The organism is Rhodococcus sp. YL-1 (assembly GCF_001942025.1).
Classification (GTDB): Bacteria; Actinomycetota; Actinomycetes; order Mycobacteriales; family Mycobacteriaceae; genus Rhodococcus_F; species Rhodococcus_F qingshengii.
Genome location: NZ_CP017299.1, coordinates 5,642,854 through 5,661,909 on the forward strand (window position 1 = coordinate 5,642,854; position 19,056 = coordinate 5,661,909).

Genomic DNA, 19,056 nt, shown 5'->3' on the forward strand with positions numbered 1-19,056 from the left:
GAGGATTCATGACAACGCAACTCACCCATCGCGCAATCGTGAGAAGGGGCAGTCGGTCGAGCGTCGAAAAGCGGCCGACTCCAACTCCCGGGCCCGGCGAACTTCTCGTCGCCCCCGAGAAAGTCAGCCTGTGCGGGACTGACATTCAGATTGTGCGCGGAGACAGGGACGACCCCTCGCCCATTGTCGGCCACGAAGGCGCTACCCGCGTCGTCGAAGTGGGCGACGGCGTCACCGACTTCGAGGTAGGTGATCGAGTCGTGGTCAACCCGACGCATCCGCATGATTCATCGTTTCTTCTCGGCCACAACGTCGAGGGGTTGTTTCAACAACGCGTCATCATCGGCGTGCCCGCGGTCAGTGGAGGGTTGGTCACGCCGTTGCCACTGGAACTTTCCAGCGCACGCGCTACTCTCGTCGAACCGTACGCCGTCGTCAGGTATGCGCTCTCCTGCCTCTCACGTGAGTCACCGGAGACGCTGCTCATTTTCGGCGACGGTCTCATCGGAAATCTGGCTGCGGCCCTCGCACCCTCCGTTCTCTTCCCAACCGTCCGAGTAGTAATGGTCCACCGCACCGAACTCGGCATGGAGTGGACGACGAATCACTTTCCATCCGTGGTCAACTCGCTCGCTACCGAGAACTGGGTACGCAAAACCACTGGCTCGGTCGCTGTGCTGGTCGCGACTCACCGCGCCGGCACAGTAACGTCGATCGACACCGCTCTGGAACGCCTCGGCGATCGAGTTGTCGCCATGCATCCGATTGGTGGAGTGCCGGCCAAGGCCACGTCCGATTTGTTACCCGGGGTGGACATCGCCGGGGTGCGACAAGCCAACACGGGCGGACCGACACCACCCGCGATCACCACGTTCACCAGGGGCGCTCTGCGCGTTGCCTTGACTGGCAACAGAGGAGTCACGAACGACCAACTCGCCTCCGCTGCAGCTGCATTGACGAGCGTCGACGACACGATCGACACGCTACTCACACACCAACTCGGCATCGATGAGGGCACCGCATTGATGAACGTGATCTGCGAGAAACGGACCCGAGAGGTGGACGGCGAGTTGGTGATTCGATTGGTGGTGAATCTTGCGGGCCATTGAAGGTATTTGATCCGACGAACTCGGGGAACAACCAGCCAAGACCTCCCGCCCGAGATCCTTCACGAACTCGCATTGCTAGTGTTGAGGACGTGTTTGCACAGGGACCCAACGCGCTGACGGTAGAAGGCCAGTCGACGCTTCAACACATAGATTTCACTGTTTTGGATTCTTTTCGATTTCCCGACCGGCAGGGCTTCCCCGATTCATATCGCGCATTCATCAGGCACGCAGGTTGGGCGCGGACCTTCGGACTCTGGCTCATCTATCCGCCCGTCCTTCCCGGATTTGCGGACGGCTGGCAAGGGCGCGCCCGCAACCTCACCGCCCATCTTCATTCGGTCTACAGAGAAGGACAGGATGACGAGTTCGATTGGATGATCGAACCCGACGGCGATTGGTCACTCCCCGACTCGCTGCAGGTTTTCGGATGGAGCGAAAACGGTGACGCCCTCCTGTGGGACACAGCATCACGCGACACCGACGGAGAGTTTCCGGTTTGGGAATCACGCTCGTTCAACTCTCTCCACCGTCTCGGCGGGAGCATCCACGAAGCACTACCGTCCATTCGCACCCGGGCTATGGGCCTGTTCGGACCTCGCACCTCCGACATCGAGCCACTCCAGCCCACCCAACTCTGACGCGCGACCCAAATTATCGATAGGCCGCGGACACAGCCACGAATACGACACCTACGACGACGACCAGCGACAGATAACCGAGAACGAGTCCGGCCACTGCCAATCCGCGCCCACTTTCGCCGGAACGGCGAATCTGGTTCAACGACACATGGCCCACTGGAATAGCAAGAACTCCACCGAAGATTCCAAGTACAAGTGCGACGATGGCCAAGGCATTCGTGCCGCCGACCACCCCAGGGAGCGGCGCCGCCACCTGCCTGACAGGCCCGAACGTCGAACGAAGGCTCCTCCCTATCAGCAGCGCCGCGGCCATATACAGCAACAGCCCCGCCACAGATCCGGCTATCCAGGCTCCACGAAACGCCGGCCCGTCGACGTCGAGGATCCTCCCCGCCGCCCTCACACCGGATCCTGCTGCACCGACCGCGATACTCAAATTCACTGCGCCAGGAATAACGGCAAGCATGGCAATGGCACCGACACCAAGCGACAATGCCGGGCCACCGCGACGCCGCCACGCCAACGAACTCATCAGCGCTGCAAACAAAGTCACAGCGGCGCCTAGAAGCCCAGTCACAAATCCGACAACGACTCCCGTCTCGAAGTCCCCACCTAGATGACGAGCAACCCACTGTGCCCAGGCCCGCGCGAATGGCGGCCCGAGCGTCAGCGAGACAACGACCGTTGCAACCGCAACGCACGCCACGACACTGATGACCCGCAGAATCCACCCCAGATAACCGAAATGCGAATTATTTTGCGCAACAGTAGTTTCCGAGTCGATCACCAGGATTCCTTCGTTCAGAGTGTGAGAACAGAACGGCTCTAGCCGTCACTCCACACAGAACCGTGGCCGGACCGGCTCACTCATCTGATCAAGTTCTGGCGCCTGTGTCTGTAGTTCGTTCGCACGACCAAACCGGCGATAGCAACGATTACATATTTGTGTTAGCGTTGTTTCCATGGGTTCGAGAGCAAAGATTCTGGCCGCGGCAACCGAGCTGCTCAACACCTCCCCCAACGGCGACATATCCACCCGCGCCGTGTGCGAGATGGCCGGCGTCGGCGCCCCCGCGCTCTACCGTCAGTTCGGCGACAAGGACGGACTGCTCGCAGTCGTCGTCGAGGCGGGCTTCTTCGAATACCTCGAAGGCAAACGGGCTGCGACACCTTCCGATGACCCTGTCGCCGATCTGCGGGCCGGCTGGGATGCGCACACCGCCTTCGCGCTCGCGCATCCCGCTCACTACCGCTTGATGCACTCACCTTCCGCCCAGAGCGCCGACACCGCTCTGCAGGCTCAGGCGCTACTTCGATCCGTTCTCGAACGATGCGCTGCGGCAGGTGTTCTGACCGTATCGGTCGACGTGGCTACGCAGATGGTGATGTCCGCCAATGCGGGCGTCGCTCTGATGCTCGTCGTCAGGCCGGAACAGTACCCCGATCCGACGCTGTCACAGCGAGTTCGCGACGGAATCTTCGCGTCCATCATCGACGAATCCGACGCCCACCCGGAAACCTCACTCAACAGAGTTGCATCTACTCTCGACGCCCAACTGGCCGCCGCAGATTCAACTTCTCTCTCCGCCAACGAAGTCGGCCTACTACGAGAGTGGCTTCGCAAGCTGTCCGATGCAACTGAAACCAGTTCAGGAGTTACATCATGACTGACACCACCACCCGCGTCGCCATCGTCACCGGAGCTTCCGGCGGCATCGGGCGAGCGACTGCCGAGAAGCTCGCCGCCGACGGAATGGCTGTCGCCGTGCACTATTCAGGAAACATTCAACGCGCCCAGGAAACAGCTGACGCCATCGTCGCTGCGGGCGGTCGCGCCATAGCGGTGCATGCGGACGTCGCCGACGAAGGTGAAGTCGCGGCCCTGTTCGATACGGTCGAGGAGGAGTTCGGGGGCATCGACGTCGTCGTCCATGCAGCCGGAATCATGATTCTCTCCACCGTCGCAGAACTGAACTTCGACGATTTCGATCGGATGCATCGGACCAACGTCCGAGGGACCTTCGTGGTCGACCAGCAGGCAGCCAGACGTGTCCGGCGCGGTGGTGCGATCATCAATTTCTCCACCTCCGTGAAGAAGCTGGCGTTTCCGACTTATGCCGCGTACGCCGCCACCAAAGGTGCTGTCGACGCGATCACTCTGGTTCTCGCGAAAGAGCTACGGGGACGCGATATCACGGTCAACGCCGTAGCCCCAGGCCCCACGGCCACCGATCTGTTCCTTGACGGGAAAGACGAAGCTACAGTGGAGAACCTGTCCAAGCTGGCTCCCCTGGAACGCCTCGGCACACCGGTGGACATCGCGGAGGCTGTCGCGTTTCTCGCCGGCCCAGCTCGTTGGGTCAATGGCCAGGTCATCTACGTCAACGGCGGCGTGATTTAGCGAAACAATCGCCTAAGGACCACACCTTGGCAATTCCGACAAAACAGTCAAACCAGTCGACTTTGGTTGTAATGTGCAAACAATGGATAACCAGGATCGAGGGTCCGCCCGGACGTCACGACGGCAGTTCATCAGCGTTGCAGGGCTGGCGGCAACCGCGGTCATAACCCTCGCGACCTCCTCGACCGCCGGCGCCGCCGGCCCCACTGCACCCAATCCAGGTTCGCGGGTCGGCGATCCTGCGGAAGCCCAAGCGGTACAGCGCGTCGCAGAGACACTGCTGAACAGCGGAGTCCCCGGTCTTGCCTTCGCCATCGTCAAACCGGATGAGAAGAACCGCAAGGCGAGTGTCGCCACTACGTACCACTACGGCCAGGCCGACGTCGAAAACGGCGTGAGAGTCACTCCACGAACGCAATTCGAGATCGCCTCGGAGACCAAGACCTTCACCGCTGCACTACTGGCGAAACTGATCGCTCGGGGAGAAGTCGGATTGGACGACCTGGCGAGCAAGTATTCGGATGGCAACCCGCTGCCGAAAGGCATCGGCGGCGAGGAGATCACGCTTCGCCAACTGGTCACCCACCGTTCCGGCCTGAGCGACGACCCGCCCAATCTTTCGGCGGGGTGTGCCGATCCCACACGATCGTGCACGGACGAGAAGGCGAAGTACACCAGAAATATGCTCTGGAAAGGACTCCAAGACGCCGGCGCCTTGGAGTTCGCCCCCGGTAGCCACTGGCTGTACTCGGACTTCGGGTTCGGACTGCTCGGCACACTGATGGCCGACAAAATCATTCCGGGACAAGAGAAGCCACCATTCGCGGCGGCAGTCGCCCGCGAAATCACCGACCCGCTCGGGATGATGGGTACCGTGATCGAGACCAAAGCAACCGACCTTGCCGTTCCGTACCACCTCGACGGCACACGAGCGCCTCTGTGGAACAACACGGGTGCGATCGCAGGAGGGGGTGGGCTGGTCAGCACCGCCGAGGACATGTCGATTTGGGCTGCAACAACTCTCGGCTACGGAAACAACCCGCTCAAACCAGTCCTGACCTCGATGCTCGAGCAGATCGACACGCAAGCTCCGGAGAATCCTGCATTCGGAATGGGAATGGCGTGGCAGCTCCAACCCCCGACGCCGAACTTCCCACAACGGTTCGCCAAGAAAAACGGAGACAGCTCGGGATCCAACTGCATCACCCTGCTGGTTCCCGACAGCGGCTGGTCGATCACGATTCTGGCGAACGGTGGAAATGCGGCGATGATCGACCCTGCAGCCGTGAACCTGATGCATGATCTGGTTCCGAGACGACCCATATTCGGTAGCTCGACGGGAAGTTCGTCGGGCAGCGACGTCGGCTTCCAGACCGGGTCATTCGGATAGGCCCACTTGCCTACAGGCGCTACATCTTCGTCGAGCGCGCCATCACGAAGCAGTAGAGCCCGTAGGTGATGATGCCCAATCCGGCAAGGATCAGCAGCGCCACTCCGTACGGCTGCGCGCCCAGCGTCTTGAACGCTCCGTCGAGTCCGGAGGACTTGCCGGGTTCGGAACTGTTGACCGCAAGAAGAACCAGAATGCCGACTGCAGCGATGGCCAAGCCCTTGGCGACGTACCCGACGGTTCCGAGTCGGCGCACGAAGTTGCTGGGTGTGCCTTTCAGATCATCGAGGAAGTTCTGGCTCGCGCCCTTGTACACGTGGTACACACCAACGGCGATGATCGCGATCCCGCCGATCACCAATGCGATAGTTCCAAGCGTGTTCTCCATCAAACGCGCCGTGATCCCCGCACTCTGACCGCTGCTGGACTTCCCGCTACCGCGGGCGAATCCGAATGCAGTGAAAGCAAAACCGAAATAGACGAGCGAAATGCCCAGAGCCTTTGCGCGGTTGAAGAACTCTTTCTTCTTGTCGTCAGAGGACGGCGACGACGAGCTTCCCAACGCAGCTTCGGCCAATCTCCACAACGCCATGGCAAGGAAGGCCACGACGCCGACCCACAGAGCGAAGACACCCCCTGGCTTTCCTGCCAACTCGGCCATCGCACCCGATTGGTCCGCAGACCCGGATCCACCGAGAGCAAGGCGGATCGCGATATATCCGATCAGCAGATGAACCACACCGCTGACGACGAATCCGGCACGGGCAAAGCGCTCGAAGACATTGTTCTGTGCGACGTCAGCCGCCGTGGACGCGACGCTCTTCTGGTCGTGCGGTGACGATTCTTTATTCATCATGATCGTCGAACCATATACGGGCAGACGCTTCCCTCGAACGCCTGCATCAAGTGTTTCGAGATCAAGGGTTTCGAGGGTTCTGATCCGGCGTCGACCGCGGTTCTTCGGGGTTGGGAACCTTGGGGTCGATCGTGTCTGCATGATCTCGTTGCTGGTTCAGTTCCTCGCGAGAACTCGTCGCCTCTTTCCGATGCTGCGCTGCATGATGTTGCAGCGCAGACGCTTCCGCCGCTTTGGCGTCGGCCTCTGCCTGCACCATGCGCGCTTTGGCTGCTGTCTCTTCTGCCCGCGCCTCGCGCTCGCCTACTTGCAGTGACTTGTCTGCGACGTCTTCGCGGATCTGTTCTGCCTCGATGTGACGACGCTCGTCACGCCTGTTTCGCGCCACCCACAGGAGTGCGGCCACGATCGCTATCACCACGACCACGGCAACAATTATCCAGATAATGCTGCTGGTACTCATACTGCGAGAGGTACCCACCTGCGACTTTCTCACACGCAGGCAAACAAATACGCTGAAATTACAGGTCGGTCGGATGTGTGTTGGCTCCGCATAAAACCACGCACAGTTCACCGTCGGACGGCGGCGACACCGTTCCGTTCAGAACCGGAGCCAATGCTGCTGCGGTTCCCAACTCCACCAGAATCCGGAACTCCCGCCACAGGAATGCCCGCGCCTGTCGGATCGAATCATCTTCGACCACAACACTGTCTACCGAACTCTCATGCAGTGTCTCCCAGGCGATGGCACCAATTCGTGTAGCCCCCAACGAGTCTCCGGCGATACTGTTTACTTCGATATCCACCGGACGCCCCGCATCGAGCGAGGTGCGCAAGGTGGCAGCCCCGGTCGGCTCGACGGCTACCACGTGATCTTCGGGACGAGCCGCCGCGACGATTCCAGAGACCAATCCGCCGCCGCCGACTGCAACGCAATACGTGATCGGTCCGGATGCGTCGTCTTCGAGCTCGAGAGCGATGGTGCCGGCCCCACTGACGATGTCGGGCAGGTCGTAGGCGTGCAGTTCGAGCGCACCGCTGGTGCGTGCGATGTCCGCCGCAGCGGCAGCAGCGAGTGCATACCGGTCGCCTACCTTGTGAACGGTTGCACCCAACTCTCCGAGAGCCTTCACCTTGGCATCAGGCGCTGTCTCCGGCACCACCACTGTGCAGGTGAGTCCCTGTCGCCGCGCTGCCCACGCGGCCCCGATTGCAGCGTTGCCGCCAGACGCGATCACCACGCCGGCATCGGGCATGGTGCCGTCGGCGACCGCTCGTTCCACTGCATTGAGACTGCCGCGCACTTTGAAGGAACCGCCGTGCTGGAGGTACTCGAGCTTGAACAGAACCGGTACCTCACCCTGTGGCGTCGGTAGCGCAGAGCGAAAGATCGGAGTACGCCGCGCCAGTCCTGCGATACGAGTCCGCGCAGCTTCGACGTCCGAGCGCTCGATTGCCACTGGACCTGCATTGTTGTCGGCGGTGAGAGTCATGTACCAACCCTACGGTTCGCAACGTCGACCCGAAGCAGTCGGCCCATCGTCATCATGATGTCTGTTTTTCACCAAGGAATGCCCGCATCTGACCGAGACAATGCACCTCGGGGTGAATAAATTTACTACTACAAGCACAACGACGACATCAAGGAAAGGCACACCCCATGTCGAAGATCGCAGTATTCGGTGGAAACGGTTTTGCAGGAAGCGCAATCGCGAAAGAAGCCGCTTCACGCGGCCACGAGGTAACCGTCGTCGCTCGCAGCGCGCAGTCCGGAACCGACACGAATGTCGTGCAGGGTTCTGTTCACGACAACACGATCGTGGAGCAGGTCACGGCAGACAACGACGTCGTTGTCGTTGCCATCCCCGCTCGCGAGATCGACGGCAAGCGCCTGCTCGACGCCGTCACTCCCCTCGCAGATGCCGCCACACGCAACGGTGCTCGCATTGCCGTAGTCGGTGGCGCCGGCAGCCTGTTGGTCTCCGAGGGTGGGCCACGCGTCGTCGACACCCCCGACTTCCCGGACGCATACAAGGGTGAGGCACTCGCTCACGCCGACGTCCTCGATGCGCTCCGCGCGACCGACAGCAATGTCGACTGGTTCTACGTGAGCCCGGCCGCAGCGTTCGGTGCCCATGCCGGCGTCGCCCCGAAGGGATCGTTCCAGTTGGGTGGCGACATTCTCCTGACGGACGCCGAGGGCAACTCCGCCATCGCGGGCGAAGACTACGCCCACGCTTTTGTCGACGAGATCGAGACTCCGGCCCACCGTCGCCAGCGTTTCACCGTCGCACACTGAACATGAGCAACCTTCGTAGGCGCGCAGCCTGGATCACTGTTCCCGCTGCCGCCGCTCTCCTGCTCACCGCGTGCTCCAACGACGCGGAATCCGCAACGCCCAGCAGTTCTACGACGTCCACGAGCGTTGTTGCCGAACAGGGCGATCAACTCGAATCCAACAAGACCGTCGTCACGGACTTCTACGAACTGGCGTTCAACGGCCGTCAGGTACAGCAAGCCGCCGACCGGTACCTTGGCGACGTCTACATCCAACACAACCCCACCGCCGCCGATGGGGCAGCCGGATTTGTCAGCGGCATAGGCGGTTACGTCGAGGCCACACCCGGATTGCATGCCGAGATCACTCGCGTTTTCGCCGAGGGCGATCTGGTTGCCCTCCAGTCCCACACCACGTCTGCACCCGGCGACCGCGGCCAGGCGGTATTCGACATCTTCCGCGTCGACAACGGCAAGATCGTCGAACACTGGGATGCCATTCAAGACGTGCCGGAAACGTCCGCGAATCCGAACACGATGTTCGACGGACCCACCTCGTCGCCGTCCAAGTCGTCAGAAGTCTTGGAGCGCAACACGGCCAACGCGTTGACGTTCCTGCAGCTCGCCTTCAACGAAGGCAAAGCCTCCGAGGCTGCCGACCAGCTGGTCGGTCCGACCTACACCCAGCACAACCCCTCGTTCGCTGACGGCAAGGACGCATTTGTCACCGCACTGGCCGGGATCGAACCCGTTACCGGAGACAAGGCCACCAAGTTTCCACGGACGGTAGCCGAGGGCGACTTCGTCTTTGTTCAGACCTTCGCTTCGTCCGGTGAGGGAACGGCCGGCAGCGGCTCGATGGACATCTTCCGATTCGACGAGAACGGCAAAATCGTCGAGCATTGGGACGCCGTCCAGGACTACCCGTCGACGACTGCAAGCGGCAACACCGTGTGGGACGACGGTCGCTGAGACGACAACTCCGAACAGTTCAGAGAGGGATGCGGATCAGCCGACGTTGATTCGTTCTGTGTCGCCGTCGTAGTAGTCCAACAATCTCTGATCCATCACCCGGCGCCACAGCGGTGGAATCCACGCGATCACGATCATCACTGCGTAGCCGGCCGGAAGTTGCGGCGCTTCGGCCGCGCTACGCAGACTTTGGTACCGCAGCTTCGGGTTGGCGTGGTGATCGCTGTGCCGCTGCAGTTGGTAGAGAAACAGATTGCTCACGACGTGATCGCTGTTCCAACTGTCAGCGGGGCTGGCGCGAACGTACGAGCCGTCGGCACGCTTGCCACGCAGCAGGCCGTAATGCTCGAGGTAGTTCGCGGCTTCGAGGAAGGTGAATCCGGCAACTGCCTGCAGCAGGAGCCAGGGCGCGACCTCCCAACCGAAGATACCGATCAGCGTCGCGAAGAGGACAACACTCATCGCCCAAGCGTTGAGAATATTGTTCTCGAAGCTCCAGGTTCGTTTGCCTTTCCTCTGGAGTCGAGCGCTCTCGATGCGCCATGCCGAACGCAGCCCGCCGAACACACTTCGTGGCAAGAACCTCCAGAAGCTCTCACCGAACCGTGAGCTGGCCGGGTCCTGCGGAGTAGCTACACGCACATGGTGGCCGAAATTGTGTTCCACGTAGAAGTGCCCGTAGAGAGATTGCGCAAGCGCCACTTTCGCGAGCCACTGTTCGATCTTCTCGCTCTTGTGGCCGAGCTCGTGGGCCGCGTTGATACCGACGCCGGCGACGACGCCCACCGTGAACGACATCGCGATCTTCTCCGCGATTCCCATCGGAGCGTTGATCCAGCACCAGCAGGTGAAGACCAGACCGGCGTATTGCAAGGGGAGGAACGCGTAAGTGCACCAGCGGTAGTAGCGGTCCTTCTGCAGTCGTGGGATCGCATCGTCCGGCGGACTTTCGCCGTCTTCACCGGCCAGCATGTCGATGATCGGGATGACGATGACCAGTAGCCACGCGCCGGTCGCCCAGAACAATCCGAGACGAAGGTTGTCGACGAGAATCCAGGAGAGGAACGGGCTGAGTGGAATCAGCAATCCGAGCGGCCACAGGTACCTCTTGCGGTCGCGCCAGCGCGGATTTTCGCCGGACGGCGAGTCGGTGTTCTGGACAGCGTTCGATTCGGTACGCCGTGCGTCGGAAGTCGCTGTCATTCGCCGATCTCGCCTTTCGTCCCCTCGAACGATTCGCCCCACGCACCGTTCACGCTCAGCAAACCAGAACTAATGTCCGGACGGGTATGGTCCCGAAATCCAGAGCGCCCTGCTCGAAAGACGGCACGAGCGCTTGTACTCACCAAAAACTCCCCCGCACATCACTGCTCACCCCGACAGTAGATACGGACAAAATACCCCACGGATCTGCGGGGATGGCGACCACCTCCGCACGTCGCCGAGGATCGATGATCCCTGCCAAGGCAAGGTCGAACCGCGTCGCCCTCGTCGAAGTAACGGTAACCGGCAGTGACAGAAATCATAAGCAGAGGACAGGATTTCCGCTCGTAGTGGCGACCAAAAAGACTGCGCGCCCTCAACTGGTCAGTTGCGGGCACGCAGCGAAAAGGTGAGCAAGCGTCAGAGCGTTGCAAACACCTTCGTTTTCACTTCGTTCAGCCAACCGTTCGCGGTCACGAAGTCTGTGACGCTCGACTGCAATCCGAAGACGTGCCCGGCCTGCGCCGCCGGCAGCCTCGTGAAGAGGTTGTCGTCGAGGACCGCCTGAACCGCCGCACTGGTCGACCCGTCCGCGTTCAGCGGATACAGCACGACCGTCACGCCGTTCAGGATGTCGGCCAACTGTTCCATCGGATAGGACGCGTATCCGGCATCGGTGTAATTGGTCGGAACACCGGGCCCGTACGCCAATCCGAGTTCGTTGACCACCAAATTGCCGATCGCACCGGTGGGCTGCTGAACCGAGAAAGCGCCGGGCGCGTCTCCGAGTGAAATGTGAATCCACTTGTTGGTCGCGATCACGTCGGCGTACTCGCCACGGACACGTTCGAGATTCTCTTCGTAAGCAGTCCGCGTCGACTCGAGCACGTCGGTCTTGCCAATTGCCTCAGCAAGCTCGGTGGTGATCTTCTTCCAGTCGCCTCGGCTCTCTCCCTTGACGATGACGGTGGGTGCAATGCCGGACAGACGGTCGAACGCCGCTTGGTCCACCTCGTCGGCGTCGCCGACAATGATGTCGGGATCCGCCGCAGCGATCGCTTCGAAGTTCATTTCCCCGAAAGGCCCGATGGTCGGGAGCCCGTCGACGAAGGCCTGCTGCTCCGGCGTGAATTCACTGATCCACTTGCCGTAGTCCTGCACAGCAGCCGGTTTCACTCCGAGAGACATGAGCTGCCAAGGAGTGTCGTACGACGCGGCGACGACGCGCTCAGGTGAAACCGGCACCTCGATGTCCCCGTACGCCGACGCGACGGTCCGGACGTCCGTCTGCTCGGAGTCGGCCGACGACGAGGAACAGCCGGTCACCACCATCGCACCTACGACGGCAACCGCCGCCGCTGCGATGACTCTGGAACCGAAAGAAAATGATCGAATTGCGCGCACGCAGAACTCCTACAGGGTGATTGTTTAGCCAACCCTAAGTTCATTCTGCGGCACGGCACAAGTCCGATCGAGGCGCTTAGAGTCGCTGTTCGGACTAGTCCTGTAGCCAATCGGTCATTGGCGCGCGCGGATGATCGATCAGGCTTGCAAACTCCCCCGGTGTCACGCCCATCGTTCGACGAAAAGCCGCACCGAACGCGCTTTCGGAACGAAAACCCGTCTTCCGCGCCACAAACGAGATGCTTCGACCGAGTGCCAGAAGTTGCATCGCGTGATGAGCCCGCAATCGCATACGCCATTCCGAGAAGGTCAATCCGGTCTCGGCCGGAAACCGTCGTGTGAGAGTCCTCGTACTGACTTTTGCGTCGGTGGCCCACTCCTCGACCGATCGGGTGTCGGCCGGGCTGGCAACCAACTGGTCTGCGATCTGCCGAAGCCACGGCGTCGTCGGCAGCGGTACATCGAAAATCAGTCGTGGAACGGGTTCGACGAGATCGATGGCAAACGCCTCGGCTCGCCGACGCGCCGCGTCCGTCAAGTCGTCTCGGGTGAGGTGATCGAGTACTTGTTCGAGCAGTGGAGGGGTGGACAAGGCCACCACACGATCCAACCCGGTCACATCGGATGCCACCAACCACGTGCACGACAATTCTGTGCCGCTGCGCGCCGTCACCTCGTGGGGAACAAAGGACGGGATCCACAGACTGACTCCGCTCGGCACCGTGTACACAGTCTCCGGAGTACGGACCTCGAGAACACCGTCGATCGCCCACAGCAATTCGTGATCGCTGTGGCGGTGCATCTCCCACGTGAAGTCGGAATCGACGGCCAGCCGATTGGTCGCCAACCGCAAGTACCCGTCGGCACTGACGCGCAGCGGTCGAACGACGCGTTGCCACTCGGACAGTTCGTCGAGCGGACTGCTGATCGGGTAGTCGATCTGCTCGCTCACCGCAGCGTCGACAGTTCGGGATGTCCGAACAGGCCAGGCAACCCACCGGTGTGCAGGAAGACCGTTTTTGATCCCGCCGTGATGGCTTCGTCCTTCATGAGTTGGATCAATCCCGCAAAGGCTCGGCCGGTGTACGTCGGGTCGAGGAAGATGCCCTCAGTACGAGCCAAACATCGGATCGCGCCGGCTGATGCTTCCGTGAGCGTCGAATATCCTTGTCCAACTTGGTTTCGCAGGATCTGAAGATCTGCGGCTCGCGCGGTCGGACCAGGCATCTCGTCCAACAACCCAGCGACAGTCGACACCGGGTCGGCAACAGCCCCGACGTCGACGCCCACAACTCTGTCGACGCCCAGATGCGCGACAAGGCCTGCCATCGTTCCACCCGATCCGAGTGCAACCACGACGCGATCGACGCCGGCGAGTTGCTGTTCGATCTCGCGTGCGCAGTCCACGTATCCCTGCGCAGCCACCGCGCTGGTACCACCGAAGGGAATGACAAAAGGTACACCGCCCGAGTCCGCGACGGCCTGCACCGCGGCGTCGAGCGCGGATGCCGTGTCCGCACCGGCCCAGACGATCTCAGCGCCCGCGAGTGCATCCAGAACGAGATTTCCCTGCGCGGATTCCGGCTCGGCACCACCGAGCACCAGCACACAACGCAATCCCAAACGGGCTGCTGCCGACGCAGTCAAGCGAGCGTGATTGCTTTGCGGTGCACCGGTAGTGATCAGAGTCGTCGCGCCGACGGCCAAAGCCTGAGCGCAGGTGTACTGCAGCTTTCGGATCTTGTTGCCGCCGCCGCCCAGGCCAGTGACGTCGTCACGTTTGATCCACAGATCTTCCGGCCCCAATCCGAGTGCCTGCGCGCAACGCGCCAGAGGTTCGACGGGCGTCGGCCAACTGCCCAAGCTGATCGGCGGAACGGCGGAACTCAACATTTGACGAGTCTAGTTCGACCGTGCACCTACAGGCTGGGCTCGCATACAGTCGGGACATGGGAACTTTCACGACGACCACACGTGATGTACCGCTGACCGTCAGCCGACCGGATTCGCCGAGTGAACCGAGACATGCGGTAGTAGTTCTCCAAGAAGCGTGGGGCGTGAACCAACACATCGAGAGCATCCTCGAACGCCTCGCCGATGCCGGCTACCTTGCCGTCGCCCCGCATCTCTACCACCGCGGCGCACAGACCTCCTTCACCGACTTCCCGTCCGCGAAGGATGCGCTCATGGCACTCGACAGCACAAGCATCGGCCACGACGTACGTGCCGCCGTCGACTACAGCCGATCCGAGGGAGCAGACAAAGTCGGCTCCCTCGGATTCTGCATGGGCGGCACCGCATCCCTGTGGTGTGCCGCCGTACCCCTCGTCGATTCCGCTGTCACGTACTACGGTGGCGGCGTTGCAGAAGCCCGATGGGATGGGATTGCCGCAGGCACCGAACTTGCAGCGCAACTGCAGGTCCCGTGGCTCGGTCACTACGGCGACCTCGATCCGAGTATCCCGCCGGAGAGCGTCGAGCAATTGCGCGCAACCGCGTCCGATCTCGCCCGGGTGTACCGCTATGCCGACGCCGGCCACGCGTTCAACAACGACACTTCGACCAGCCACTACGCCCCGGATTCTGCTGCCCTCGCCTGGACCCGCACTATGGAGTTTTTCGCCGAAACCCTGTGATTGCCAATGTAAGTCAGGGAACCCGCTTGACCACCGTGCCGGTGATCTCGTCCTGAACCTGTTCAGCCGTTACCGCTCGACTCTGCGCCCGACGTGATCGGGTGAAGTAGTAGATGCCGATCACGGCAAGAACAAACGGCACCCCGAACACCAAGGTCATCTTGAAATCCTCGACCCACAATGTCGTGACGAGGATCGCGACCATGAGGACACCACCCAGTATCGTCCCCACCGGGAAGAACGGAATCGTGAACGAGAGGGTTCGTCCTTCGCTTGCCATCCGCTTGCGAAAGAACCAGTGCGTCACGAAGATCAGCAGCCACGTCGCCATCGCCCCGAACATCGACAGCGAGATCATCAAGGTGAATGCCTGCTCGGGAAAGAGCACGTAGACGATGGTTGCGACGGCGATACCCGACGTCGACAGCAGCAAGGCATTGACCGGTGAGCCGTTGGCCCTGACCTTGCCGAGAATGGCCGGCGCGTCACCAGCACGGGAGAGCGAGAACATCATTCGCGAAGACACGTACAGCTGACTGTTCATCGCGGACAACGCGGCGATGATCACCACGAAGTTCAGCACACTGTCTGCGCCCGGAATCTTCACAACCTGCATCACCGTGACGAAGGGACTTCCGCCGCTCAAGATCTTGTCCATCGGAGCGATTGCCAGAATCAGGGCAAGCGTTGCGATGTAGAAGACGAACAGTCGGACGATCGTCACACGGAACGCCTTCTTCACCGCCACCGCGGGGTTTTCCGCCTCACCGGCTGCAATGGCGATCATCTCGATGCTCAAGTAGCTGAAGATCGATACGATCACGGCAAACCACATGCCGGACAAACCATTCGGGAAGAATCCGCCACCGGCCGTGTAGTTGTGAAATCCGTAGTCCGGGTTCCCGCTACCGAACACTACGTACGCTGCCATCACGATGAACGCCACGATCGCGAAGACCTTGATCGTCGAGAACCAGTACTCCATCGTTCCGAAGGCCTTGACGTTGAACATGTTCACGCCGATCAGCACTCCGGAGAACAACACGATCCACAGCCATGACGGTACGTCGGCGAACCAGAACTGCATATATTCACCGATTGCGGTGACCTCGGTACCGACCGCGAGGACGATGCACGACCAGTAGAGATAGCGAACGAGGAAGCCGATCAACGGTCCGACGTAGAACTCTGCGTACGCACCGAACGAACCTGATGTCGCATGTGCAACAGTCATTTCGGCGAGGGCACCCATCAGCAGGAGGGCGATCAACCCGCCGATCGCGTAACTGATGATGACGCTCGGGCCGGCAAATCCGATGGCGAACTTACTGCCGAGGAAGAGTCCGGTGCCGATTGCACCGCCGAGCGCGATCATGCTCATCTGCTTGGGGCCGAGTTCGCGTTTGAGACCTGATTCTCGCTGCTGAATGTTTTTGAAATCACTCATGAAAGCTCCTTGCGAAAGGCGGTACCTCCCGGTCCGCGGAAACTTGGAAGAATCAGGTGACTGCGTCGCGCTCGCGGAATTCGGGGCGATCCCAGGACTTGTTCTCGAGGATGCCTCGCAACACGTCGACGGCGTTCCACACGTCGGCGTATCCGAGATAGAGCGGAGTGATACCGAACCTCAGCACTCCTGGTTCGCGGTAGTCGCCGATGACGCCCCGCGCGATGAGAGCCTTCATGATGGAATAGCCCTCGGGATGAACAAAACTCACGTGCGAGCCACGACGCTCGTGCTCGCGCGGCGTGATCAACTCCAAACCGTAGGCAGCGCAACGCTCCTCGACGAGGCTGATGAAGAGATCGGCCAGCGCGAGCGACTTGCTGCGGATGTCGGCCATGTCAGCTTTGAGCATGATGTCGAGACCACATTCGACGAGAGACAACGACGTGATGGGTTGAGTACCACTCAGAAACCGTCGTATTCCTGCGCCCGGTTCGTAGGCCGACTCCATCGCGAACGGTCGCGCGTGCCCCCACCACCCGGACAGCGGCTGGATTCCGGTGTTCTGATGGCGACGGTTGACCCAGATGAATGCAGGTGAACCCGGACCGCCATTGAGGTACTTGTACGTACACCCGACCGCGAAGTCGGCGTCGGCACCGCTCAGATCGACAGTGACGGCGCCGGCCGAGTGTGCGAGATCCCAGATCATGAGGGCGCCACGTTCCTGCACTGCTGCAGTGACTTCCGTCATCGCATACAGGTTTCCGGTGCGGTAGTTGACGTGCGACAACATCACTACGGCGGTGTCCGGTCCTACTGCTTCGGTGAGGTCGCCCGGTTGGTCGATCAGGCGTAGTTCGTATCCCTGATCGAGCAGCGAGATGATGCCCTCCGCAATGTAGAGGTCAGTGGGGAAATTGTCGCGCTCGGAGACGATCACCTTCCGGCTGGGATCCTGTGCAGCCGCGATGGACAGCGCGGAGGCCAATGCCTTGAACAGGTTGATCGACGTCGAATCCGTTACTACCACTTCGCCTTCACCTGCTCCCAGCAACGGGGCAAGTTTGTCACCGAGGCGGACCGGGAGGTCGAACCATCCAGCCTCGTTCCAACTGCGAACCAAGCCGTTGCCCCACTCGTCGCCGATCACTCTCGCGGCGCATTCCTGCGCGGCAATGGGACGCGCGCCGAGCGAGTTTCCGTCGAAGTAGAGAACGCCCTCCGGAATCGCGAACTCGCGGCGGAACTCCCTCAGGGGATCCACTGCGTCGGCCTTGACGCAGTCTTCCAACGAAAGTGTGGTTGTCGATGTCATGACGATTCTTCTCCTGCATGTGTCGGCGTTGAGGGTGATGAAGGCAGAGTCCGGAGCACGGCCCGTACCGGGCTGGCATCGAGGTCGAGGAACTTCAGCGGCAGTGCGATCAACTCGTAGTAGCCTTCGTCGACGTCGTCGAGGCAAAGTCCTTCGAGGATCGCGACGCTACGATCGCTTGCCGCGTGGTGCCCGTCCATGGTCTTGCTGTCCATCGGATCGAACGAGGCGCCGTCGATTCCGATCAGAACTCCACCGCGGTCGGCGAACCAGTGGGTCAGCTCCGGAGATACACCGGCGAAGTCGTTGTCCCACTCGCGTGGGTACTTCGGGTACGTCCTCAGAATCAGCCGTTGCGGCAGATGGCCGCCGAGTCGCTCCACCGTCTCTTCGACGGGCCTGATGCAGGCGGCACCGTCGACCCCCGTCATGTCGACCACCAGTGCTTCGCCGAGATAGGGCTCGAGGGGAACGGAACCAATGGTCGCGCCGTCGATGCGAGTGTGCGCCGGCGCATCGGCATGAGCACCGATATGAGGAGTGGTGGTGATTCGGTTGATGGTGACGGCGTCACTGCCGCCGAGGTCGGACGTGACAGCCCGGTTGAAGGCGGTATCACCTGGCCACACGGGCGTCGATTCGGAGATCGGCGGGCTGATGTCGATCAACCGCGCCCCCGAATCGCCCGTGTGTCGGCCGATCCTCGGAACCATCCGGACCCCTTCGTCGCAACAGTCGACTGTGTAGATCTCGACCGTTTGATAATTCGATGTGTTTGGCAAAAGCTAGGATCATCGACGGGCGCGGTCAATAGATGCTGAATATTTTCGCGACGGCAGGGAGAAATCGGATGATAAATGCGATCGAACGGGCAGCTGCCGCAGCTCGGCCGAATCATGTTCGGCTCGACGACGTCGATACAGCGATTCTCCGCGAACTCGTCCGGGATGCACGCATCCCCAACAACGCACTCGCCGAGAAGGTCGGGATAGCGCCGTCGACCGCTCTGGCGCGGATGCGCGCGCTACGCGAATCGGGCGTCATCAAGGGGTTTCACGCAGACATAGACCTCGAGCTACTCGGCCTCGAGATCTCGGCGATGGTGTCGATTCTGATTCACTCCCACGCCAGGAGCCGGATGACGGAAATTGCCGAGCACCTGAGCGGATTGGATTCCGTTCAGCGAGTGTTCCTGATGAGTGGGGACCGTGATCTCCTGGTGCACGTGTCGTGTGAATCCCCCACTCGGCTTCGCGATTTCGTCAGCGCGCACCTCAACGATCCGGCCATCGCCAATACCCAGACCAACCTGATCTTCAGCGAACTGAGTCAAGGCGGCTGAACTGCAGCTGTCGCCAAGGCCGATTCGGTGTACTCTCGTAACCTACGTCTCCGGACGGAGTAC

At 61.1% G+C, this 19,056-nt stretch carries 20 protein-coding genes; 9 read left to right on the plus strand and 11 right to left on the minus strand.

Annotated features, from left to right (window positions below):
* Positions 1–8 precede the first annotated feature (8 nt).
* On the plus strand, positions 9–1,109 hold the full coding sequence (locus BH682_RS26320; protein ID WP_075834613.1) for an alcohol dehydrogenase catalytic domain-containing protein: 1,101 nt from the start codon (positions 9–11) through the stop codon (positions 1,107–1,109).
* A gap of 89 nt (positions 1,110–1,198) precedes the next feature.
* A complete protein-coding gene (locus BH682_RS26325) occupies positions 1,199–1,747 on the plus strand; it encodes an SMI1/KNR4 family protein (protein ID WP_223304592.1) in 549 nt (182 codons plus the stop codon).
* Positions 1,748–1,760: 13 nt separating this feature from the next.
* Here the strand turns inward: BH682_RS26325 and BH682_RS26330 are convergent, their stop codons facing one another.
* A complete protein-coding gene (locus BH682_RS26330; RefSeq protein ID WP_075834615.1) occupies positions 1,761–2,534 on the minus strand; it encodes a DUF4190 domain-containing protein in 774 nt (257 codons plus the stop codon).
* Between the two features lie 175 nt (positions 2,535–2,709).
* Here BH682_RS26330 and BH682_RS26335 point away from each other — a divergent pair, with 175 nt between their 5' ends.
* The 3 genes from BH682_RS26335 (at position 2,710) to BH682_RS26345 (ending at position 5,538) form a co-directional block, all read left to right on the plus strand.
* Entirely contained in the window at positions 2,710–3,414 is a 705-nt protein-coding gene (locus tag BH682_RS26335; RefSeq protein WP_075834617.1) for a TetR/AcrR family transcriptional regulator, read from the plus strand.
* On the plus strand, positions 3,411–4,148 hold the full coding sequence (locus tag BH682_RS26340; protein ID WP_075834620.1) for an SDR family oxidoreductase: 738 nt from the start codon (positions 3,411–3,413) through the stop codon (positions 4,146–4,148). The genes BH682_RS26335 and BH682_RS26340 overlap by 4 nt, the downstream gene beginning before the upstream one ends.
* An 82-nt stretch (positions 4,149–4,230) precedes the next feature.
* Positions 4,231–5,538, plus strand: coding sequence for a serine hydrolase domain-containing protein (locus BH682_RS26345; protein ID WP_075834622.1), 1,308 nt, complete (start codon positions 4,231–4,233; stop codon positions 5,536–5,538).
* Positions 5,539–5,557: 19 nt separating this feature from the next.
* Here the strand turns inward: BH682_RS26345 and BH682_RS26350 are convergent, their stop codons facing one another.
* The 3 genes from BH682_RS26350 to BH682_RS26360 form a co-directional block, all read right to left on the minus strand.
* Positions 5,558–6,394 carry a DUF1206 domain-containing protein gene (locus BH682_RS26350; RefSeq protein ID WP_003943056.1) on the minus strand — a complete coding sequence of 279 codons (837 nt, stop codon included), beginning with the start codon at positions 6,392–6,394 and terminating at the stop codon, positions 5,558–5,560.
* Between the two features lie 61 nt (positions 6,395–6,455).
* Positions 6,456–6,857, minus strand: coding sequence for a hypothetical protein (locus BH682_RS26355; protein ID WP_020971062.1), 402 nt, complete (start codon positions 6,855–6,857; stop codon positions 6,456–6,458).
* A 58-nt stretch (positions 6,858–6,915) separates the two neighbouring features.
* Entirely contained in the window at positions 6,916–7,887 is a 972-nt protein-coding gene (locus tag BH682_RS26360) for a serine/threonine dehydratase (RefSeq protein WP_075834625.1), read from the minus strand.
* 167 nt (positions 7,888–8,054) lie between these two features.
* Here BH682_RS26360 and BH682_RS26365 point away from each other — a divergent pair, with 167 nt between their 5' ends.
* Both BH682_RS26365 and BH682_RS26370 read left to right on the plus strand, forming a co-directional pair.
* Positions 8,055–8,693, plus strand: a complete 639-nt coding sequence (locus BH682_RS26365; RefSeq protein ID WP_075834627.1) for an NAD(P)-dependent oxidoreductase — start codon at positions 8,055–8,057, stop codon at positions 8,691–8,693.
* A 2-nt stretch (positions 8,694–8,695) separates the two neighbouring features.
* Positions 8,696–9,643 (plus strand): nuclear transport factor 2 family protein, encoded by a 948-nt coding sequence (locus BH682_RS26370; protein ID WP_075834629.1) that lies wholly within the window; start codon positions 8,696–8,698, stop codon positions 9,641–9,643.
* 36 nt (positions 9,644–9,679) lie between these two features.
* Here the strand turns inward: BH682_RS26370 and BH682_RS26375 are convergent, their stop codons facing one another.
* From BH682_RS26375 to BH682_RS26390, 4 genes are all read right to left on the minus strand, one after another.
* Entirely contained in the window at positions 9,680–10,846 is a 1,167-nt protein-coding gene (locus BH682_RS26375; protein ID WP_075834631.1) for an alkane 1-monooxygenase, read from the minus strand.
* A gap of 420 nt (positions 10,847–11,266) precedes the next feature.
* Entirely contained in the window at positions 11,267–12,250 is a 984-nt protein-coding gene (locus BH682_RS26380; protein WP_030536016.1) for an ABC transporter substrate-binding protein, read from the minus strand.
* Positions 12,251–12,344: 94 nt separating this feature from the next.
* Positions 12,345–13,202, minus strand: coding sequence for a helix-turn-helix transcriptional regulator (locus BH682_RS26385; protein WP_054782041.1), 858 nt, complete (start codon positions 13,200–13,202; stop codon positions 12,345–12,347).
* Positions 13,199–14,143, minus strand: a complete 945-nt coding sequence (locus tag BH682_RS26390) for a D-cysteine desulfhydrase family protein (protein ID WP_075834632.1) — start codon at positions 14,141–14,143, stop codon at positions 13,199–13,201. Before BH682_RS26390 ends, BH682_RS26385 begins: the two co-directional genes overlap by 4 nt.
* A gap of 56 nt (positions 14,144–14,199) precedes the next feature.
* Between BH682_RS26390 and BH682_RS26395 the strand changes: the two genes are divergently transcribed.
* Entirely contained in the window at positions 14,200–14,886 is a 687-nt protein-coding gene (locus BH682_RS26395) for a dienelactone hydrolase family protein (protein ID WP_019745675.1), read from the plus strand.
* Positions 14,887–14,899: 13 nt separating this feature from the next.
* Here BH682_RS26395 and BH682_RS26400 read toward each other — a convergent pair whose 3' ends face one another.
* Genes BH682_RS26400 through kynB form a run of 3 tightly spaced genes read right to left on the minus strand, consistent with a single transcriptional unit; the run spans position 14,900 to position 18,364 of the window.
* Positions 14,900–16,333: an amino acid permease gene (locus BH682_RS26400; RefSeq protein WP_003943087.1), complete on the minus strand. Its 1,434-nt coding sequence runs from the start codon at positions 16,331–16,333 to the stop codon at positions 14,900–14,902.
* A gap of 52 nt (positions 16,334–16,385) precedes the next feature.
* Complete coding sequence (gene kynU, locus BH682_RS26405; protein ID WP_063315571.1) at positions 16,386–17,651, minus strand: kynureninase; 1,266 nt, start codon at positions 17,649–17,651, stop codon at positions 16,386–16,388.
* Positions 17,648–18,364, minus strand: coding sequence for an arylformamidase (kynB, locus tag BH682_RS26410; RefSeq protein ID WP_075834634.1), 717 nt, complete (start codon positions 18,362–18,364; stop codon positions 17,648–17,650). The genes kynU and kynB overlap by 4 nt, the downstream gene beginning before the upstream one ends.
* A gap of 137 nt (positions 18,365–18,501) precedes the next feature.
* Here kynB and BH682_RS26415 point away from each other — a divergent pair, with 137 nt between their 5' ends.
* Positions 18,502–18,993 (plus strand): Lrp/AsnC family transcriptional regulator, encoded by a 492-nt coding sequence (locus BH682_RS26415; RefSeq protein ID WP_007730865.1) that lies wholly within the window; start codon positions 18,502–18,504, stop codon positions 18,991–18,993.
* The last annotated feature ends 63 nt before the right edge of the window (positions 18,994–19,056 follow it).